This is a genomic window from Candidatus Marithrix sp. Canyon 246, assembly GCF_001723685.1.
Lineage (GTDB): Bacteria > Pseudomonadota > Gammaproteobacteria > Beggiatoales > Beggiatoaceae > Marithrix.
Map to the genome: position 1 here is coordinate 64,030 of NZ_MCBX01000010.1, position 20,842 is coordinate 84,871.

Below are 20,842 nucleotides of genomic sequence, written 5' to 3' on the forward strand. Positions count from 1 at the left end.
ACAACATACCTACTATTTTTGTGTCATTTCTATAGCTGGTAAGTTGAAGAAAATGCTTCCATCTTCTATTTCATAAGCTAAGAAGGCAAAGTATGTACCTTTGAAGTCTTTGAGATTTAAATTTTTGGCTAGTTCAATCTCAAGTGTACCTAAATCAGTTGTTTCTTTGTAAGCAACTCTCTTAGCAAGATCGGCAGCAACATCACCAGTTAATTCCCAATCTACAAATGTTTTATCTTCTTTATAGAACCACCAGAATAGTTGAGTTGCATTAGGTTGATAACCAGCTACTACATAGTATTTACCTGCTTTACCTTCATGCTTAGGATCAACTTTGATCTGAACATTGACAGTAATTGCTTTGTCTGCTGGAACTTCTGAAGTATAAGTAGTACCACCATCTGTACTTACTCCACCAGAGAATTTAGCTTCGACTGTTACTGGTTTTCCGTCTTTGTCAATACCAGTAGCTGCTCCATCTTTACCGCCAGCTGTTGGTAAATTTTCAAAAGGATTAACTACTGTTGTAACAGTTACAGTAACTGTAGCTTCTTTACCATCAGCATCTTTAATTGTTACATCTGCTGTACCTTTTTTAACACCTTTGATAATTATTGTCTTATCTTTTAGTGTTGCAGTTGCTACTGTTTCATCTGATGATGTTACTGTAAAGTCTGCTTTACCGCCGGTAATTTTAACTTCAACAGTTTTGTCAATTGCAACTTCAGCAGTTGCTGGAACTGATAGTTCTGCCGCTGCTGTTACTTCAATTGCTACTGTCTTAGTTTGTGCTGTGGCACTGCCATCAGATACTTCTACTGAAGTTTTACCTGCTTTAACACCAGTTATAGTAACTGTACCATCTTTAATGGTTGCTGTTGCAATTGTAGCATCCGCTACTGCACCAACCTTCGCTGTACCTAAACCACCTGAAGCAGTAACTTCTACTGTATCACCAGCACCAACTTTTACTGTTAATGGATCAACCTTGAACTCAGGAATATCACCAATAATACCTACTAACAATTTACTTTCTTCAGTTACACCAGCACCATCTATTCCTGCTGCATCACCATCAAAAAGTTTAACTTCGATTAAACCATCTGCTCTTCCATCTGGAATATTAATCTTCAATTCCGCAAATGATATTACTGTTGCACCAGTTGAAGCTGTACTAGGTACTTGAATTACTACAGTATCATTAACAGTTATGGTAGTAGCTAGACTAAGTCTCCATCCAGTAGAATTAATATCTTTAACAAGTTTAGTACCACTTTCTCCAGATTTCAATTCAGTGGAAATTGTTGGAAGAGCTGCTGTCCAAACTAAGCCTTCAGGTAATTGAATTCTAAATTTACCATCTTTAGATAAAGAACCAGCGAAAGCTTCATTTATAGTTATAGTTGCAATTTCTTTGGCAGAAACACCAGCTTTCAACTGAGGTACATCACCTACAGCAACACTTGTACCTGTAGCTGCTTTTGCTACTAATACTTTACCTTCAGTTGCACCAGCAGTACCACCAATTGTTACTTCAATATCACCCGGTTTGAAATCAGACTTAATATTTATGTAACCTGTACAAGTAATTTTACCAGCTGTACTTGTAGAAACTGTAGTTACAGGGAAAGTAGCTACTTTATCACCATCAGTGAAATCATCAATAGGACCAATTGTAATACTACTTCCAGTACACGTTGGTGCAGATGTGGTATTTGTCCAAGTAACACCATCAGGTAAAGTTAAAGTAATTGTTTTGTTATTGCCTTTAAGAGCAGCCGGAACAACTTCAGTTAAGGTAAATTCAGCAATTTCTACATTAGAACTACCTACACCAACAGTTTTAATATCTGAATTAGCTTCATTTGTAGTTCCACCTTTTATGATTTTACCAATAACTAGCTCAGTTGCTGCAATATCACCACCATTGACTGTACCAGTAAGAACCGCCTTAATATCACCTTCTGGTGCATCTTCAGCAATATTTACTATTATACCGCTTTTGATAATTAAGACACCGCCTTTGCTATTTGCAGATGTTAAATCTGTTCCACCATCTGTAATAGGAATGGTCAGTGTATTATCACTATTTGGATCTGCAACAGTACCTAATGTAATATACTTAGAATCTAAGTTTGCGACTCCAGTTGAAACGAACTTAACACCGGTTGGTAAAGTTAACACTAATTTATCATCTGCAGTGAAGTCGTTTCCAAAGTTTTCCACTACCATAATAGAATTCAGTTGGGCATTCAACTTACCTATTGGTAGTTCAGGTACTGAAGTTGCTGCTGCTTTCTCAGCATCAAAGGCAGCTGTTGATTTATCAACTACTATAGCCTTAATACCACTCTCTTCCACTGTTCCGACTACTAGTGTTTCACTTTTAGATTCGCCATTAGAAAGTTTAACTGTTATATCAGCTTTAACATCACCATTACTAACACTATCAGGTGCTTTAATTTTCGCTTCTATAGAAATTTTACTAGATGTTACATCTTTAATTGTTACTGTGTTAGCATCAGGAGTATTCACAGTAGCATTAGTATCCGTTATACTTGGAGTACCATCAAATGTCCAACCTGAAGGTAAAGTGACAGTAATTGCATCAGTAACAGATTGATTTTGATCATCAAGCGTATCAATAGCACCTACTGCATTTTCTGCGATTAAAATGTCAAGAAGATCTACAGCTAAGCCAGCTTTAAAGGAAGGAATAGTTCCACTAGTGTTTTCTATTGTTACACTAGGATCTACAATTGTAGCTATTTTTAGAGCAGGGAATTCAGCACCAGTTGCCGTACTACTACTATCTTTACTTATCTTTATCTCAGCACCAACAGAACTGCTAGAAGTCTTAATTGTAATACCTGAAAGGGTAATACTTCCTAATGAAGTCCCTGTGTTGGCTGTAACATCTATTTTTAATTTACCATCAATAACATTGGCAGACGCGCCAATATTATTACCTGTTGCTGTTCCTGTTACAAATTCTGCACTATTATCTAGTACAAGAACAATAGTTCCTGCACCAACAGCTCCAGCAACATTTTCAGTCAATAATAATTTTTGACCTGTTAATGAAGCACTATCCTTCACTAATACATCAACACCAGCAGTAATTGCCGTCTGAGATACCAAATCCGCTTGCGCTATCAGCGGCACGGCACTCAGTGCGGCGGACAAACCTACCGAAATGAGCGTTTTCTTTATATTCATAAATTTTTCTCCTGAAAAATTATTCATTAGACTAATTAACTACACTCCATATAAGAATATTGCAAATCAATCCATTTTGCAATAGATTATTTAAAATCTCAAATAATCTTTATGTACTAAGTTTTGCATAAGCTGCAAATAATATCAAGACATAGTTTAAAATTTTTTTCAGTTTAGACATAATATGTTATTCTATAAGGCATAATGATCATAATAAATTTTCTTAAACGATACATATTTGCTACTAAACTTGGCTTATTAGAACCTTTACAAGCCATCTATCGACATCGTTACCTCTTAAACCTATTAATTAAGCGCGATATTACTACACGAACTACAGGAACTATACTAGGTTATCTTTGGCTAATCCTTCAACCTGCCTTACAAATACTTGGGTTTTGGTTCCTACTAGGCATGGTACTAAAAATTAAACTACCTAATGGAGTAGCCTTCGTAGATTATTTCCTAATAGGAATGCTCCCTTGGCTATTTATATCAGAAATACTATCGCGTAGCCTAAATATTCTCCCAGAATTTGGAGGCTTATACAAAAAATCAGTATTTCCAATAGAAATACTACCAATACTACCAATAATCCTAGCCGCCGTTTTATATATGCTAGTTATGATAGTAACAGTAATTTTTTTAGAAGATATGACCGCAATACCAATAGCAATAATAAGCATATTACTAATAGCCATATGGCTAATTCCACTAGCCTACCTACTATCAATAATAGGTTTATTCCTAAAAGATATAAGTCAATTCTTTCCATTTATGATAACCATAACCCTATATCTAACCCCAATACTATACATGCCAACCCAAATGCCAGAAACAATGCAATGGGCACTAATAATAAACCCAATAGCAGACATAATGGCACTAATACACGCAGCAATCCAAGGACTACCGTGGGACTGGGGCAACATACTCCGACCACTAATAATATGGATATTATTAATAGGCCCAGCATGGATACTATTTAAAAGAGCACAACCACATATTCGAGAAATAGTATAAAGTTTGACAGACCTGACATCCCGAGGATGTCAGGTCTTTTATTGACAAAAAATTATGAAAATAACAAACATCCTAAAAAAAACCTACATCCAAATACTAGCACTACTAATAGCAACCCTAGCCACATATATTCATACATTAGATGTGCCATTCTACCTAGATGACTTCTCATCAATCCAAGAAAACCCAATAATATACCATTGGCAAGGAACCATCTTTGAAATCTGGAATACATACAAACTAAGAGTAGTAGGCTACCTAAGTTTTGCCCTAAACTACCAATTCCACCAATTCCAAGTACAAGGCTATCACCTAATAAATATTTTTATTCATCTCCTAACAGGTATAGCCATATTTGCATTAGTACGTGGTTTAATAGCAACACCAGCACTAAAAAATAACCAAACAACAACATGGCTACCCATAATAGTCGCATTAATATTCCTCTTAAATCCTCTACAAATACAAGCAGTAACATACATAGTACAAAGGATAGCATCATTAGCCGCATTCTTCTACATAGCCGCAATGGCATCATACATCCAAGCGCGACTAAACCCCAAACCATTACCAACAATAATTTGGACACTAACATCTATAGCATTCGCCATACTAGCCCTCCTAACCAAACAAAACACCGTAACCTTACCAATAGCATTACTATTACTAGAACTAATATTCTTCCCCGGACATATACGCCGCTTCATACTAACCATAATAAGCTCGCTAATAGCATTATTTATTATATGGTATATAATAGCAACAATATTTAACCTAGATCCACTCTCATTAAAATCCCTAGAAGTACTAAGCCGAGAAACCACAAACATCTCACGTTACGCCTACTTTGCAACCCAAACCAAAGTCCTATGGACCTATATAAGCCTATTCTTTTGGCCAATAAGCTCACATATAGACTACGCTTACCCAATCAGCCAAGGATTTTTTACAGGAACTGAACACTACAACTGGCTAGCAAGAATAATGCACAGCCAAGAATTTTGGGCATTAATAGGACATATAAGCTTACTAATCATAGCCGCCTACAACCTACGTAAACGACCACTAATAGCATTTGGAATATTCTTTTACTACCTAGCCCACGGTATAGAATCCAGTTTCATCCCCATCAAAGACGTAATATTTGAACATAGAACCTACCTACCAAACTTAGGCTTAGCAAGTTTATGTGCCTATATCCTAGTTGTAAAAATACCACAATATTCACGTATAATTCCAATAATAACAATAACCATAATACTAATACTAGGAACAGCAACATGGCAACGTAACCAAATGTGGCGTGAACCAGTAGCACTATGGCAACACAACGTAGAACAATCACCAAAAAAGAAACGAGCATGGAATATACTAGGCAAACACCTAGTTCAACAAGGAAAACAACAACAACGACAAGGCAAGATCAAACAAAGTAAAATCAGCTTTCACAAAGCAATCAAAGCCCTACAAAGATCAATACACAAACAAATAGGAACATCAATATCAATAACCCCAGAAACAGCACTAAATCTAATAGTGGCTTACAAAAGCCTACGCCAATACAATAACGCCCTAATGTGGGTAAACAACTCCCTAAGCCAGCGGCACAAACTAGGAAAACTAAATCATGCGAAATTTTTAGTAAACAAAGGCAACATCTACTTTGAACTAGGGCGTGAAAACCACAAAAAAGCCAAGCACCAAAAAGCCAAACAACTGTACCTAACCGCCAAAAAAGCCTACGAACAAGCCCTAAAAATAGACAAAAATAACCTAAAAGCCCAAATCAACTTAGGAAACATATTCGTAGTAACAGGGCAAAGACAAAAAGCCATACCAATATACAAACAAGTACTAAAAATAAACCCTAGCAATGCTAGGGTTAGAAACTATTTAAAAATGTTACAAAACTAATTAAGGCTTATATTCAGGACAACCACGCCCACCGCATATTTCCAATGCAGGGAAAGCATGTTTGTTCTGAGCATCATCAATTGCTTCTACTAAAAATTCACTAGCTAAATTTACATTTCCAAACAAATCACGCAATGATCCAGCTGGAAAAGCTCCTCTAGGAAATGTATATTCAGCACTATACATAATATCACCATTACCAATATCACCTTCTCTATTCATAGCAATCTTAAAACCACTACCATTTTTCAATGTAACATTTTGAAGACCAGTTCTACCGGGTCGTACAATTGCTTTGATTTTAAAAGAATCATCACCATAATCTAACAACATTGGATCTAATCCGGACATTAATACTTGGGGTCTAAAACGACGAATGCCTTTAGTTTTATAAGGGTGAACTTCAGTTAGCGCGTGAATCATAACATGAGGATGATTACCCATATTTAAATTTGGAAAAGAATGAACTTCTTGAGATTCATCCACAACCGTAATATTATATTCACCAACTCCACTACCAAAGAAATTTGCTAATGGTTCACCTTTATGTTCAAAAGCATATGTTCTATCCATAACTAAGCTTAAAGAATAAATCTTATCACCATTACTTAATTGACCCTCTAAATTCATTTTATTAGATAAGAGCTTAAAAGCTTCTTCATTCTTTTTGACAGATACAGATCGAATTGGAGCAGAACCTTCTCGTACTACAGCCATAATTTTATAACTCATTTCTCTTTGAGCAAAATCAATTAACATAGGATCAAAACCACCCATAATGACTTGACTAGCTTTTTTTACTGGCACAGCAGGGCAACTAGGATTACTCGGATTAGGGCATGGGCAAATTGGATTAGTATCATCAGGACAAATTGGCTGAACTGTGACAGTAATAGAATCTGCTGCTTGTTTACCATCAGTGTCTGTTGCTACAGCTTTTAGAATATTTTGTCCAACCACTAAATCAACATTTCCAGTAAAATTACCAGCAGTTAAATTCACACGAGCAGAAGCTCTTCCAGTAGTTACATTAGTTACTGTAACATTATCAATAGAGACAATTTTAGCAGCACGAAATAGCGGGGCTAAATGTACAGGATCTGTAGCCCGATAAAACTTACCACCACCTACTTGTGCAGCTTGCTGTAAAGCAGCTAAATCAGAAGGATTAGTTCCATTACTAGGAAATAAACCTATAAAAGACACAGCTTGATTTTGACTAAATGCCGCAGCGGCTGCCTGTTTTACCGGTTCAGGACCACTATTATTTCCACCATCAGTAAACACTAAAATCGCTTTAGAAGCATTTGCACGTCCCTTACTAGCTAACTCATTACTAGCTAATTGAATGCCACTATCAATAGCAGTACCACCTCCCGGTGTTTGATTATTCTGTATTGCACCATTGATAGCTGGACGCGCTGTATTTACTTGTTGTAAAGACACTGCCACAGAAGCACTGCCCGTAAAAAATATTATCCCAACATGTACATCTGCATTGGGACCAAAACTGGTCATCAACTGTTGTATAGCACTAAAACGTTCACGAGTAGGATCAGTAGTACCTAAACTACCTGAATCATCTAATACTAAGACTAAATCAATACCTTGACCGGGAGTTCCCACTGCACTCGCAATTCCTGTAACAACGGTATTATCACTTTGAATCACAGCACCATTTGCTGGGCTATTAATTTTGACACTGACAGCTTCACTAACAAAAGAAAAGCTCATTAGTAAACTAATACTACATAATTGTAACAATATTTTTTTCATAAAAAATCCTTAATGTATATATAAACTCTTTCTTGCAAGAATATATTTATCTCTATATAAACTAAATAATTGCAAGGCCATATTTGGTTTGCGACTACCTGCGGGTAAAATCATTTTAAAACGCCAACTTTGATTACTGTTAGCAAGCAACTTAATAGCCTTTTTTACAAAAAAACCTGAATACTTTTTATCGGTAGTCACAGATTCAGGTTTATCTAAAACAGTGATAGTCACTGCATTAAAATCAATACGACCATTAAGCACTAAAATCAGCAAACGTAATTCGCCAGTATAATTTTCATCAACTAAATTTGTCAGTTGTAAATCAATAATCGTCTCGGCACCTGCTTTATTATTCCAAACAGTTTCACTAGACAATTTTATTTTTACTTTAGACTGAGTCTGATTATCAAATCCTATACACCACACCGGATTTAATATAAAAATGAAATATATTAATATTCCACTGAAAATTTTATTTTTCATATTAATTGCAATTTTTCTCCTTATAGACAATAGTTTTTAATATAAAGTAAAGTGATTTTACGAAAAAGTACTTGCAATAAGTAAAACTTACTATTATAATATACTTTTTTCAATATGTTGTCAATTACTTTTTACACAAATTCTAGGAGAATTTTGATATGACTCTAAAACAACACTTAAAATACTTGTGTTTCTCAAGTATTATGACTCTATTGTCAGTGGGTAGTTTATCCGCTGATGAAACCTTAAAGGCGAAATTTACAGTAGATCCTAAAGAAGGTACAACACCACTTGAAGTACAATTAGACGCTAGTGATTCTACAGGTGATATTGAAGAGTATAATTGGTCTTCTGCTGACAAAGAAGAAACAGGTAAGAACTCAACAATGACTTTTGAAACTGTTGGTGAATATGAAATACAATTAGTAGTTATTGATGCTGAAGGAAATGCAGATACAGCTACTGATACTGTAATGGTATTGAAAAAAAATACACCACCAGTAGCTGACTTTAGTTATACAGTCACACCAGAAAAAGGTCCAGTACCTTTCATTGTAAGCCTAGATGCTAGCAATTCTATTGATGAAGATGGTGAAATTAGTAGTTATGAATGGAAATCATCAGATGGTCAAGAAACATCAGGCAAACAAGCTGAATTGACTTTTCCACAACAAGGTGAATATACAATCAGTTTAACAGTTACAGATGATCAAGACGCTACTGCTGAAAGCACAAAAATTCTAAACTTAGAAAGTTGGATACCTGAATTTATATATAATTCAACAGCTCGCGCTTATCCTCAAGTTATTGCTGCTGGTGTTTCACCTAGTGTAATAGATGCTTTTGATGATAGCGAATTTGATGTAGTTGCAATAGTTAGACCCGGTGTTTTGCCTACTAAGACAGTTTCATTTGAACAAGTACAAAAAACACAGTCACTATTTGGTGGTTTGAAACAAGCAATGACACTAGCTGGAGTATTAGCTAATGGTGATGAAATATATAAATTTACCTATACATTTGAACGTGGTCAATTCAAAGATTTTGTATTAAAAACAACATGGGGTTCTAAAGTAGGTCAATTTAACATTGTAGCTAAGGATCGCGCCCAAAATAAATCTCATACTTACCCATATTTAATGGTTGGTAACTATCCAATACAGAAAGCTAAAACCCAAGCAGAAAAACCTGTAAAGTACAATAAAACTAAACGTTTTGGACCACAGATGATAATGGCTGGTTATAGCCCTGCTAAGCTAGATTATAGTGATGAAGAATTTGATATTATCGCAGTAGTGAGAGCTGGAGAATTGCCTATCAAACAAGTTAAATTAAAAAATAATTCAGGGGCATTTGATTCTAAGATGGAGCAAGCTGGGGAACTAAGTAATGGTGATAAAATCTATAAGGCAACTTTTACTTATCCAAGGGGTGCATTAGGTAGAAATGAACCTATTGATTACAAAGACTTATGGGGTCCATATGCTAGTCAATTTGGTATTGAAGTAATTGATCAAGCTGAACAGCGTAGTCATAAATTCCCTAATGTGGAATTTGGTAACTTTCCTGAGATGCAATAATTGTTATGTATAAAATATATATACTTTTATCATTAATTTTTGTAATTATACAGTCTGCTTGGGCTGTTGATTATAACGCTACCGCTCGCGCCTATCCACAAGTCATAGCTGCTGGTATATCACCAACGAAATTAGACTTGACAGATAGTCAATATGACGTTGTTGCATTGATTAGACCCGGTGTTTCAGCAATACGCCATGTATCATTTAATGATACTGATGGATTCTTGTCAATGAAAATGACTCCTGCTGGAGTATTAACTAATGGTGATGAGATTTATAAATTAACATTTGCTTATGATCGTGGTAGTAAAAGCGATGAAACATTTTCAACTCAATGGGGATCAAAACCCGGGCAATTTAACATTGTTGCAATTGATGAAATGCAAAATTATTCGCATACATATCCTTATTTAATGGTTGGTAACTTTCCTGCTTTAGATAATACAACTCAATCTTCTCAACCTCTAAATTATGACACTAGAGCTAGATTTGCGCCACAAGTAATCATGGGTGGTTATACTCCAGCTATTTTAGACTATGGTGATGATGAGTTTGATATAATTGCCATTATTAGACAAGGTAAATTAGACATTAAACAAGTTACCATAAAGCAAAATGATACATTAGGCTTTAAACAACTTATGAACTTAGCTGGTGAATTAGATAATGGAGATAAAATCTATAAGTTCAGTTTTACCTATCCAAGAGGAGGCTTAGGCGCACCGGGAGATGGAACTATAAGTTATAAAGACCTTTGGGGTCCTGAAGCTATACAATTTGGTATTCAAGTAATTGATAAAGGTGAAATTCGTAGTCATCAATTTCCTGATATTCAATTTGGAAATTATCCAGAACTGAAAAATTAATTTTAGGGGCTGATTTCAGCCCCAAAGGATATTTAAAAATGAAACTATTTAGACAACTAATATTTTTCTTATATTTTATACCTAGTGGGGTATTTGCATCAGTATGGTATATTGATACAAATACTTCAAGTTCAGGTGATGGTACATCTTGGGCTAATGCTTTTAAAACTATTCAAGAAGGCGTAGATGCTGCTACTGATAATGATGAAATTTGGTTGAAACAAGGAACTTACTCCTTATCATCACGAATTAAAATCAATAAAGCAGTAGCAATATATGGTGGTTTCTCAGGTTTAGAAACTGATAAAAATCAGAGAGATTGGTATTCTAATACTACAACAGTTAGTGGCGGTAATAATGATATAGTATTTTATATTTCTGCTAATGCTAGCATAGACGGTTTAACTATTAGCAATGGAAAAACTACAAATCATGGTGGTGCAATTTATAATGATAATGCTTCTCCAAATATAAGTCATTGTAAATTGTTAAATAACACCAGTAGTAGTAATGGTGGAGCAATTTATAATAAAAATTCAAATTCTACAATTAGTAATTGTACTTTTAGTAATAATTCTAGTGGTGGAGGAATTTATAATAAAGCATCTTCTCCAAACATTACTAATTGTAGCTTTGCAAATAATAGTGCTGGAATTTATAATGATTCACAATCTTCACCAAATATCACTAATACGATTATTTGGAATAATAGCACATCCATTATTAATGAAACTGGAGCAACACCAGTAGTTAGTTATTCTAATATTCAAAATGGTGGTTATACAGAAAATGGTAATATGGATATTGATCCATTATTTAATAGCGATTTACAATTACAAACTGGCTCTCCAGTAATTAATCAAGCTAATAACGTTCCATCTACAGATATTGATGGCAATCCTAGACGAAAGAATGAAGGTGATATTGGTGCTTATGAATATTATGAATCTGGTGTGTTGCGTTTTAGTAAGCCTAACCCTAATAGCTTTAATGAATCTTATGATAGTCCAATTACAATTGCAGTTCAGCGTCTAGGTGGTAATAGTGGTGAAATATCTGTAGAGTATGCTAGTAAGAATGGTTCAGCCGGAAACAAGGATTATACTCCTGTATCAGGTACTTTAACTTGGCTTGATGGAGATAATAGTTCCAAAGCCTTTACAGTACAAATCAATGAAGATGAACTAAGTGAAGGCAATGAAAGTTTTAGCTTAATTTTAAAAAATGCTACTGGTAGTGCAGTAGCAGCTTCATCACCAATTTTGTTGCAAATTATAGATAATGATCTGCAAGCAAAATTTACCATGATTCCTCAAAATGATGCTGCACCTTTAACAGTTAAGTTAGATGCAAGTCAATCTATAGCAGGAAACAATCCAATTGTAGATTATGAATGGTCTGTAAATGATGGAACTTCATTGTTTGGTAATCCAAGTTCTTATACATTTAAAGAACATGGAACTTATAAAGTTAAACTAAGCGTTAAGAATAATAATGGTGCCACTTCTGAATTAACAAAAACACTAAAAGTTAACGCTCGCCCTATAGTTAAAATCAAAGTAGATCCTCCTAAAGAAACATGGCTAGGATTCCCTCAGAATGTGCAATTAGATGGAAGTCAATCTAATGATCCTGATGGTTCAATTGTTACATATGAATGGTTAGTAAATGGAAATTCTATAAGTGGTCAAAAAGCTAATGCTACTGTTAATAGTATTAATGATGTTATAAAATTAACAGTGACAGATAATGATGGTGTAAAAGCAAGTGTCAACTATACTACACTACCTACTGCATGTATTAAAAAAGTAACACCGATAAGAGGTAAACCACCATTAAAGGTAAGCTTAGATGGTAGTTGTTCAACTGATAATGATGGTCGTGTTGTTAAATATGATTGGTATGCTTCTAATGGTCAAACTGTTTCTAGTTCTAGCTCATATACTAATATGACATTTAAAAAATCAGGAACTTATAAGATCAGTTTAGAAGTAACTGATAATGATGATGCAAAAAGTAATAATAAGACTAAAGAAATAGAAGTTTTAGTTGGTAATCCTTATACTATTACAATTAAGAAACAAGGAACTGGTAATGGTATTATTACTGATAAAGAATTAGAAAATGATCAGAAATTACCTACAGATATAGGCATTAATTGTGGTGATGATTGTTCAGAAGTCTATATTAAAGCTATGAAAATAAGCTTATTTGCGAAAGCAGATGTAGGTTCTATATTTAAAGGTTGGGAAGCTACAAATTGTCATAGTCTTGGTAGTTGCAGATTTAAAATAACTCAAGACGAAACAATAACAGCTAAATTTGATACTTGTGAATATACTGTCGAACAAAACAATAATCCACATTCCTATGAAGAGAAAGGTTATAGTTTAAAAGTTACAACTAGCAAGGATTGTGAATGGGATGCTATAAATGATGAAGGTAATAAATGGGTAGATATTAGATCTACTCCTAAGCATTCTACTGGCGGTATAATCAACTATTGGGTAGAAACTAATTCTGGTGAAGTTGGTCGTAAAGCCGTTTTGATGATTGCTGGTAAAGAAGTTCCTGTGGAACAACTTGGACATTATAAGGTAGAAGAATTTAATCTATCTGATTCAAAAGGAAATGTTCCATTAATAGTAACTTTAAGAGCTAAGGCAGCCAAGGATCCTTTTGGTAATCCACTTTCAAATAGTAACTATAAATGGAAAAGCTCTGATGGACAAACAGCAGAAGGACAAGAGGCAAATATAACATTCAAGAAATGTAGTGATAAACCATATACAATTACATTAAGTATTGAACAGAATGGAAAAGTATATGGTTCTTTTAAAAAAGATATTGAAGTAAATTGCCTTCCAACAGCCGAATTTAGCTATCGTATAATGTTTGGTCAACCAATAACTGTTAAACTTGATGCTAGTGAATCTGGAGATGAAGATGGTGATATTAGAGAATATGAATGGTATGTAGATAATAGTAAAGAAACATTAGGAGAAAACGCCAATCTGTCTTTAACAGAAGGTACTCATAAGATTGAACTTAAAGTAACTGATAATCGAGATCAAACTCACATATTATCTCAACAAATTGAAATTGTAGCACCTTATAATGATACAGCTCGTGTTAGCCCACAAGTGATTGCAGCAGGTATAAGCCCTAGTCAAATAAATTTAGATACAGATGATAGATATGATATTGTAGCTATAGTAAGACCGGGGGTTAATCCTATACATACTGTTAGATTTCAGGATGCGGATATGAGTAGTAATGATAATATCAATCTAGCGGATATTGGTATCAAAATGTCACGAGCAGGAATATTGCCTAATGGGGATGAAGTTTATAAAGTATCCTATGCTTATGATCGCAATATTGGTAATACAACAATCTCAACTACATGGGGTTCAAAACCGGGACAATTTAATATTGAGGCAATTGATAATCTTCAACAACATTCTCATATATATCCATATTTAATGGTTGGTAACTATCCTTCTCAAACTGTAAATAAGCAATCTGCTAGTTCTATAAAGTATGATAATACGCGACGTAATGATCCGCAAGTTATTATGGCTGGTTATTCCCCTGCCAAATTGGATTTTGGTGATACTGAATTTGACGTAATAGCGATTGTTAGACAGGGAAAACTACCTATAAAAAGAGTAATTGCTAAATCAAATGCTACAGGTGAAAATGTTTTTCATAAAATAATGCTCTATATTGGAGAATTAGATAATGGAGATCAAGTCTATAAGATTCCTCTTACTTACCCTAGAGGTGCATTAGGAGCTGGTACTACTATCTCTTATAAAGATCTTTTTGGACCAGCTTCAACACAATTTGGTATTGAAGCTGTTGATGAAAATGAACAAGGTAGTCATCAATTTCCTGACATTAAGTTTGGTAACTATCCAGAATATCATAAATAAGCTAAATTGATTTACTTGCAATCTGCTTGTTTATTGTTTCCTATCCATTTTTTGCTGAGTTGCAATATTAAATCTGGATGATCTTTTGAAATGTCATTTAAATTATTTGCAACGCTTCTACGAACATATTCACTTGGATCTTGTTTTAGTTGTTCCAGAATTGGAATAATTGGGCTAGGATCTTTTTTGAAATTGACTAAAGCCATAGCCCAAGGCAAACGAGGGCGACAACTCTCACTGGCTAAGCGTCTGATATGATGATTCTTATCTTCTGCCCATTTTGCCATTTGTTGCATCATTCGCTGTTCGTCTTGAACAATAAAAGGGCGAACTGCAAACTCTGAACTTGAATATTTAGTAAAATGTGCTAATGCAGGTAAAGAATTTTGCCAATCATGCAATCCATATAATTCAACAAAATATGGAAACAACATATATTCAAAACCATTGAATTTAGTAGCAACTGGCTTTAAAATGTCTAAAGCAGATTGATAATCTGGTGGTAAATATTGATGAAGACATTCAGTAATATGCCGCATTCTTTGCTTTAATTCTTTTGATTCCCAATCTGTATCAAAAATAGCGCGGCTAAAAGTTTGCTGATCAAACTCTTTATAAATTGTTGTTATGTATAATGATAGTTTTGTAATTAAAACTTCATTATACAAGTTTTTTAGTGGTTCATTCATAATTAAGCCGCAAGCTACAAACCTGACAGGTTTTAAAAACCTGTCAGGTTTTTTTTAGTTATTTATAAATCTCACTACCCTGCTGTTTAAATTCAGCCGCTTTTTCTTTCATACCTTCTTCTACTGCAATTGTCACGTCTCCAATGCCTTGTTTCTGTGCATATTCACGTACATCTTGCGTGATCTTCATAGAACAAAAATGGGGACCACACATGGAGCAGAAATGTGAGGTTTTTGCTGCCTCTTTTGGTAAAGTTTCATCATGAAATTCAATCGCTCGCATTGGATCTAAGCTTAGATTAAATTGGTCATGCCATCTAAATTCAAAGCGAGCTTTGGATATTGCATCATCTCTGATTTGTGCGTTGGGATGCCCTTTGGCTAAGTCGGCTGCATGAGCCGCTATTTTATATGCAATAATTCCTTCACGTACATCATGCTTATTTGGCAAACCTAAATGTTCTTTAGGAGTTACATAACATAGCATCGCACAACCATACCAGCCAATCATAGCCGCACCAATTCCTGATGATATATGATCATAACCCGGTGAAATATCAGTTATTAACGGTCCTAATGTATAAAATGGAGCCTCATCACAAAGTTCTAATTGCTTATCCATGTTTTCTTTTATCAAGTGCATTGGCACATGACCCGGACCCTCAATCATGGTTTGCACATCATGTTTCCATGCAATCTTTGTCAATTCACCTAATGTTTCTAATTCAGCAAATTGAGCCGCATCATTAGCATCTGCAATACAACCCGGGCGTAATCCGTCGCCTAATGAAAAAGAAACATCATAAATTTTCATTATTTCACAAATATCTTCAAAATGAGTATATAAGAAACTTTCTGTATGATGGGATAAACACCATTTTGCCATAATTGAACCGCCTCGTGATACTATACCTGTTACTCGTTTGGCAGTTAATGGAATATGAGCTAAACGTATGCCAGCATGAATTGTGAAATAATCCACACCTTGTTCAGCTTGTTCAATCAAAGTCTCACGGAAAATTTCCCATGTCAAATCTTCGGCTTTGCCATTAACTTTTTCTAGGGCTTGATAAATAGGAACTGTGCCAATCGGTACTGGTGAATTGCGTATAATCCACTCACGAGTTTCATGAATATTTTTACCAGTGGATAAATCCATGACGGTATCACCGCCCCAACGAATTGACCATACCATTTTTTCAACTTCTTCTGCAATTGAAGATGTTGTGGCAGAATTACCAATATTGGCATTGATTTTCACCAAGAAATTACGCCCTATTATCATGGGTTCTAATTCTGGGTGATTAATATTAGCAGGAATAATTGCACGCCCCGCAGCTATTTCATCACGGACAAATTCAGGGGTCATATCTTCACGAATGGCAATAAATTCCATTTCATCAGTGATAATTCCACGACGCGCATAGTGTAATTGTGTAAACTTAGCAGACTTCTTACGTGTATGTGGTAAGCCTTTATGTAAATCAATTTCAATATTAGGATCAGTATATGGACCAGATGTATCATATACTGTTACTGCTGGATTATCACCATCTAAGGTAATTTCTCGTTTAGGAACACCATTAATATACAGCTTTTTAGAATTAGGAAAAGGCTGCATAATGGTAGGGTCTAAATCTTCTAGTTTCGCGCTCATATATATTTATAGAAAAAATTATATAATATATAGCCACTGTATAAATAAATCCACTAATATAGGAATAAATAATGCCCAATTTTAATCTTGAACAAGCCCGTTTTAATATGATTGAGCAACAAATTCGCCCTTGGAATATGTTTGATCAAAGGGTTTTAGATTTAATGGCAGAAGTGCCTAGAGAACAATTTGTGTCAGAAAAGTATCATGATTTAGCATTTGCTGATACTGAAATTCCATTAGCAAATGCTCAAGTTATGATGTCGCCTAAAGTTGAGGCGCGAATATTACAAGCCTTAATGATTCATCCAACTGACCATGTGTTAGAAATTGGAACTGGTAGTGGTTATTTAACTGCCTTATTAGCAAAATCGGCGAGACAGGTTGATAGTGTAGATATTTTTGAAGATTTCGTAGAATCAGCACAAGAAAAATTAAATAGTTTGAATATTAATAATGTTGATTTAAGCGTAGGTGATGCAGTCAACGGTTGGTATATTGATAATCGTTATGATGTCATAATACTAACTGGTTCAGTGCCAATTTTACATCCAAATTTTCAAGAACAATTGAAAGAAGGAGGGGCTTTATTTGCGATTGTAGGAGAACAACCAGTGATGCAAGCACAAGTAATTAATCGTATAACTGAAGACAAGATAGAAACTCAAACTCTATTTGAAACATCTATTACACCTTTATTAGGCGCACCTGAACCAGCGCGTTTTGTATTGTAAGAAATGTGATCTAAATTTGATGTAAAATCATATTTGTAGGGTGGGTAAATTAACATTTTAAAGTGAGAATATAAATGAGTTCAGAAACGCTGATTTCAGTGAAAAATTTGTCGCGTTATTATGGCGATTTTGGTGCGGTTCAAAATATTAGTTTTGATATTAAACGTGGAGAAATATTAGGGTTTTTAGGTCCTAATGGGGCTGGTAAAAGTACAACTATGCAAATGATTACTGGTACTTTGGCTCCAACAACTGGGCAAATTTCTGTAGGTGGTTATGATTTATTAGATCATCCATTGAAGGCAAAAGCTGCTCTTGGCTATTTGCCAGAACAACCGCCTTTATATCGAGATATGGTAGTAGAAGAATATTTACAATTCTGCGCCAAATTACACCATGTACCACGTCTAAAAGTCAAAGATGCAGTTGATCGTGCGATTGAGCAATGTGGATTAAATACCGTAAATAAGCGTTTAATTGGTAATTTGTCTAAAGGTTATCAACAGCGCGTTGGTATTGCTCAAGCAATTATTCATACGCCATCAATCGTAATTTTAGATGAACCAACAGTGGGTTTGGATCCTATTCAAATTCGTGAAATTAGAGAATTAATACGCGGTTTGGGTGAGGAACATAGTGTCATACTATCTACTCATATTTTACCAGAAGTACAAGCTGTATGTAATAATGTGCAAATTATTAATAATGGTGAACTAATCTTAACTGATACCATTGATGGTTTGTTTACACAAATGCAGAATAATCATCTAAAAATCGGCTTACGTCGTCCACCTGAAATTGAAATATTAAAACAAATTGAAGGAGTTGAAGGAGTTGAACTAAAGGATGAAAATAATTTTTATATTCAATATAGCAATGATAATAATCCTGCTGAAAGACTAGCTGAAAAAGCTGTAGCTGCTAATTGGGGATTATATGAATTGACTCCAGAACAACGTTCATTAGAACAAATTTTTGTGGATTTAACAACTGAGTTATAATATGTTTACTATTGCGAAACGAGAATTTAAAAGTTTATTTTTATCACCACTGGCTTGGGCAATACTGGGAGTAATGCAAATCATTTTTGGATGGTCATTTGCAATACTAGTATATTTATTTATACGACCAGATGTGCAAGCGAATTTAGCAAATGATCCCAGTGCGCCCGGTTTAACTTCTATGATAGTTGGTTCCTTATTTGATTGGATTGCGATTGTATTATTGTTAATAACTCCTTTCTTGACAATGCGCTTAATAAGCGAAGAACGACGTAATAAAACCTTAGCTTTATTAATATCAGCCCCAGTATCGATGACAAGTATTGTGTTAGGCAAATTTTTAGGCTTAATGGGCTTTTTTATGATTGTGTTGCTGATGTTAGCATTAATGCCATTATCTCTGATGTTTGGTGGCGACATTGATTTTGGACAATTGGGTGCAGCATTCTTAGGATTGATTTTATGGCTAGGAGCATTGACAGCATTAGGCTTATATATTTCCAGCCTAACTGCCTATCCAACAGTGGCTGCAATTACTACATTTGGTGTGTTTTTATTATTATGGATGGTAGGTTGGGCACAAGATGTAGCGGTATTACAATACTTATCATTTACCGATCATTACCAATCATTATTAAAAGGCTTAATAAATAGTACTGATATAGTTTATTATCTATTGTTTATAGTGCTATTTTTAAGTTTGAGTATTTATCGTTTGGATGCTGAACGTTTGTAAACTTATGTAATTAAAATACTCACAATTGTTTTAGACAATAAAAAACCCGCTTAAACGGAGCGGGGTTTTTTAAGATTTATTTATTGCTGCCATTTTTGATGTTCTGTTTTTAGTTATCCAATTGGCTTGAATCAATCCTATTGCTTTTGCTTGCTCTTATTTTTGTCATTCTTGTTTATCTATTTTAAATACCTTTATTTTAAATTAATTAGTCGTTCACCGGTTCCGCTTACAAAGAAAATTTTGCCACCAGCTTCTTTGGGGTAATTTGGTGCTTCAATATATTCTAAATCGGAAAGTTTTAATGAAGTATCCTGAAATAAATCACTCATATTTATGGAGATATTTCCCCCGTTACATTCTGCCCATTCTCTTTGCCATAAATAAGAGGCAACTTTTGAAGCAGATGCAATTTGTTGTTTTACTTTTTTAGGTAATAAGATTGTTTTCTTCATATACAAACTCCATGTTTTCCAATTTAAAGATATTCACAATCGGTTCTTCCCAGCCTAATACTCTCTTCAACTGCCTGACCACAGGCGCTATATGAGTGCGATCCCTTGACGGAGCTGATTACCCAACAATGATCGTAATTTCCTATCTTATCAACTCCCGTCTCATGCAATGTATTTAAAACAACCTCTTTCTGCTCTGGCAAGCAGAAAATCTCAAGTTTGTACATACGCTTCTTCTTTCCAATTTCATAGTTAAACTAATGGCAGTAGTTCATATCTTAATATAATTTCTCAATTGTTGCAACAATTCTGGGAAACGTGCTTGCACATCTGGCGAAGTAATCAACGCCATATCCGCATACTCAAATCCGGGAGAAACGGCTTCACTGATTATGCCAAATTCGCCCGTCTCCAAAATAGCGGTTTTCCAACAACCAGCCTTCACCAACAATTGTAATTGTTCGCCGGCTGCGGGATTGTTGCCAAGCCTTACTCGTTGTATATGCCCATCAGGATGCACAATCAAATAAGTCAGTGATGAACCGGCATGAAAATAGTGGATAATGTCAGCAGAATTGACATTCAAATAATCAGTCGGGCTATCATCAGTCAGCATATAAAAAATAGAAGTCATCAAATAGCGTGGGGTTTTTGCGTAAGGAATGGCTTCATGCGTATAATCAGATTGATAGGTGCGTCGGAAATAACCGCCTTCTACATGCGGTTTTAATTGTAATTGCTTTATCCATTGAGTTTTGTTCATAT

At 34.8% G+C, this 20,842-nt stretch carries 15 protein-coding genes; 8 read left to right on the forward strand and 7 right to left on the reverse strand.

Features of this window, described 5'->3' with window-relative positions; all coding sequences use genetic code 11:
* Window positions 1–12 precede the first annotated feature (12 nt).
* The gene (locus BHU68_RS07950; RefSeq protein WP_069472034.1) at window positions 13–3,219 is read right to left on the reverse strand and encodes a hypothetical protein; all 3,207 of its coding nucleotides are present in this window, start codon (window positions 3,217–3,219) and stop codon (window positions 13–15) included.
* 204 nt (window positions 3,220–3,423) lie between these two features.
* Between BHU68_RS07950 and BHU68_RS07955 the strand changes: the two genes are divergently transcribed.
* Both BHU68_RS07955 and BHU68_RS07960 read left to right on the forward strand, forming a co-directional pair.
* On the forward strand, window positions 3,424–4,242 hold the full coding sequence (locus BHU68_RS07955) for an ABC transporter permease (protein WP_069472035.1): 819 nt from the start codon (window positions 3,424–3,426) through the stop codon (window positions 4,240–4,242).
* A gap of 54 nt (window positions 4,243–4,296) precedes the next feature.
* The gene (locus BHU68_RS07960) at window positions 4,297–6,156 is read left to right on the forward strand and encodes a tetratricopeptide repeat protein (protein WP_069472036.1); all 1,860 of its coding nucleotides are present in this window, start codon (window positions 4,297–4,299) and stop codon (window positions 6,154–6,156) included.
* Here the strand turns inward: BHU68_RS07960 and BHU68_RS07965 are convergent, their stop codons facing one another.
* Together BHU68_RS07965 and BHU68_RS07970 are read right to left on the reverse strand one after the other, a co-directional pair.
* Window positions 6,157–7,932: a VWA domain-containing protein gene (locus BHU68_RS07965; RefSeq protein ID WP_069472037.1), complete on the reverse strand. Its 1,776-nt coding sequence runs from the start codon at window positions 7,930–7,932 to the stop codon at window positions 6,157–6,159.
* A 9-nt stretch (window positions 7,933–7,941) separates the two neighbouring features.
* Complete coding sequence (locus BHU68_RS07970) at window positions 7,942–8,418, reverse strand: hypothetical protein (RefSeq protein WP_069472038.1); 477 nt, start codon at window positions 8,416–8,418, stop codon at window positions 7,942–7,944.
* Window positions 8,419–8,576: 158 nt separating this feature from the next.
* On the opposite strand from BHU68_RS07970, the gene BHU68_RS07975 reads away from it, so the two are divergent.
* Genes BHU68_RS07975 through BHU68_RS07985 form a run of 3 tightly spaced genes read left to right on the forward strand, consistent with a single transcriptional unit; the run spans window position 8,577 to window position 14,805 of the window.
* A complete protein-coding gene (locus BHU68_RS07975) occupies window positions 8,577–9,998 on the forward strand; it encodes a PKD domain-containing protein (RefSeq protein ID WP_069472039.1) in 1,422 nt (473 codons plus the stop codon).
* A 5-nt stretch (window positions 9,999–10,003) separates the two neighbouring features.
* The gene (locus tag BHU68_RS07980; protein ID WP_069472040.1) at window positions 10,004–10,867 is read left to right on the forward strand and encodes a hypothetical protein; all 864 of its coding nucleotides are present in this window, start codon (window positions 10,004–10,006) and stop codon (window positions 10,865–10,867) included.
* 38 nt (window positions 10,868–10,905) lie between these two features.
* The gene (locus tag BHU68_RS07985; protein ID WP_069473728.1) at window positions 10,906–14,805 is read left to right on the forward strand and encodes a right-handed parallel beta-helix repeat-containing protein; all 3,900 of its coding nucleotides are present in this window, start codon (window positions 10,906–10,908) and stop codon (window positions 14,803–14,805) included.
* Window positions 14,806–14,816: 11 nt separating this feature from the next.
* Here BHU68_RS07985 and BHU68_RS07990 read toward each other — a convergent pair whose 3' ends face one another.
* Window positions 14,817–15,494: a DNA alkylation repair protein gene (locus tag BHU68_RS07990; protein WP_069471811.1), complete on the reverse strand. Its 678-nt coding sequence runs from the start codon at window positions 15,492–15,494 to the stop codon at window positions 14,817–14,819.
* Between the two features lie 58 nt (window positions 15,495–15,552).
* Complete coding sequence (gene thiC / locus BHU68_RS07995; RefSeq protein WP_069471812.1) at window positions 15,553–17,151, reverse strand: phosphomethylpyrimidine synthase ThiC; 1,599 nt, start codon at window positions 17,149–17,151, stop codon at window positions 15,553–15,555.
* A 71-nt stretch (window positions 17,152–17,222) separates the two neighbouring features.
* Here thiC and BHU68_RS08000 point away from each other — a divergent pair, with 71 nt between their 5' ends.
* From BHU68_RS08000 to BHU68_RS08010, 3 genes are all read left to right on the forward strand, one after another.
* Window positions 17,223–17,885, forward strand: coding sequence for a protein-L-isoaspartate O-methyltransferase family protein (locus BHU68_RS08000; RefSeq protein WP_069471813.1), 663 nt, complete (start codon window positions 17,223–17,225; stop codon window positions 17,883–17,885).
* A gap of 74 nt (window positions 17,886–17,959) precedes the next feature.
* Window positions 17,960–18,886: an ABC transporter ATP-binding protein gene (locus tag BHU68_RS08005; protein ID WP_069471814.1), complete on the forward strand. Its 927-nt coding sequence runs from the start codon at window positions 17,960–17,962 to the stop codon at window positions 18,884–18,886.
* 1 nt (window position 18,887) lies between these two features.
* Window positions 18,888–19,622: an ABC transporter permease gene (locus tag BHU68_RS08010; RefSeq protein WP_069471815.1), complete on the forward strand. Its 735-nt coding sequence runs from the start codon at window positions 18,888–18,890 to the stop codon at window positions 19,620–19,622.
* A gap of 194 nt (window positions 19,623–19,816) precedes the next feature.
* Here BHU68_RS08010 and BHU68_RS08015 read toward each other — a convergent pair whose 3' ends face one another.
* Together BHU68_RS08015 and BHU68_RS08025 are read right to left on the reverse strand one after the other, a co-directional pair.
* Entirely contained in the window at window positions 19,817–20,077 is a 261-nt protein-coding gene (locus tag BHU68_RS08015; RefSeq protein ID WP_069471816.1) for a hypothetical protein, read from the reverse strand.
* A gap of 271 nt (window positions 20,078–20,348) precedes the next feature.
* Window positions 20,349–20,840, reverse strand: coding sequence for a cupin domain-containing protein (locus BHU68_RS08025; RefSeq protein ID WP_069471817.1), 492 nt, complete (start codon window positions 20,838–20,840; stop codon window positions 20,349–20,351).
* Between the last annotated feature and the right edge of the window lie 2 nt (window positions 20,841–20,842).

Coding starts and splice junctions, on each gene's coding strand:
- BHU68_RS07950 (WP_069472034.1), bottom strand. CDS start 3,219: ATGAATATAAAGAAAACGCTCATTTCGGTAGGTTTGTCCGCCGCACTG.
- BHU68_RS07955 (WP_069472035.1), top strand. CDS start 3,424: ATGATCATAATAAATTTTCTTAAACGATACATATTTGCTACTAAACTT.
- BHU68_RS07960 (WP_069472036.1), top strand. CDS start 4,297: ATGAAAATAACAAACATCCTAAAAAAAACCTACATCCAAATACTAGCA.
- BHU68_RS07965 (WP_069472037.1), bottom strand. CDS start 7,932: ATGAAAAAAATATTGTTACAATTATGTAGTATTAGTTTACTAATGAGC.
- BHU68_RS07970 (WP_069472038.1), bottom strand. CDS start 8,418: ATGAAAAATAAAATTTTCAGTGGAATATTAATATATTTCATTTTTATA.
- BHU68_RS07975 (WP_069472039.1), top strand. CDS start 8,577: ATGACTCTAAAACAACACTTAAAATACTTGTGTTTCTCAAGTATTATG.
- BHU68_RS07980 (WP_069472040.1), top strand. CDS start 10,004: ATGTATAAAATATATATACTTTTATCATTAATTTTTGTAATTATACAG.
- BHU68_RS07985 (WP_069473728.1), top strand. CDS start 10,906: ATGAAACTATTTAGACAACTAATATTTTTCTTATATTTTATACCTAGT.
- BHU68_RS07990 (WP_069471811.1), bottom strand. CDS start 15,494: ATGAATGAACCACTAAAAAACTTGTATAATGAAGTTTTAATTACAAAA.
- thiC (WP_069471812.1), bottom strand. CDS start 17,151: ATGAGCGCGAAACTAGAAGATTTAGACCCTACCATTATGCAGCCTTTT.
- BHU68_RS08000 (WP_069471813.1), top strand. CDS start 17,223: ATGCCCAATTTTAATCTTGAACAAGCCCGTTTTAATATGATTGAGCAA.
- BHU68_RS08005 (WP_069471814.1), top strand. CDS start 17,960: ATGAGTTCAGAAACGCTGATTTCAGTGAAAAATTTGTCGCGTTATTAT.
- BHU68_RS08010 (WP_069471815.1), top strand. CDS start 18,888: ATGTTTACTATTGCGAAACGAGAATTTAAAAGTTTATTTTTATCACCA.
- BHU68_RS08015 (WP_069471816.1), bottom strand. CDS start 20,077: ATGAAGAAAACAATCTTATTACCTAAAAAAGTAAAACAACAAATTGCA.
- BHU68_RS08025 (WP_069471817.1), bottom strand. CDS start 20,840: ATGAACAAAACTCAATGGATAAAGCAATTACAATTAAAACCGCATGTA.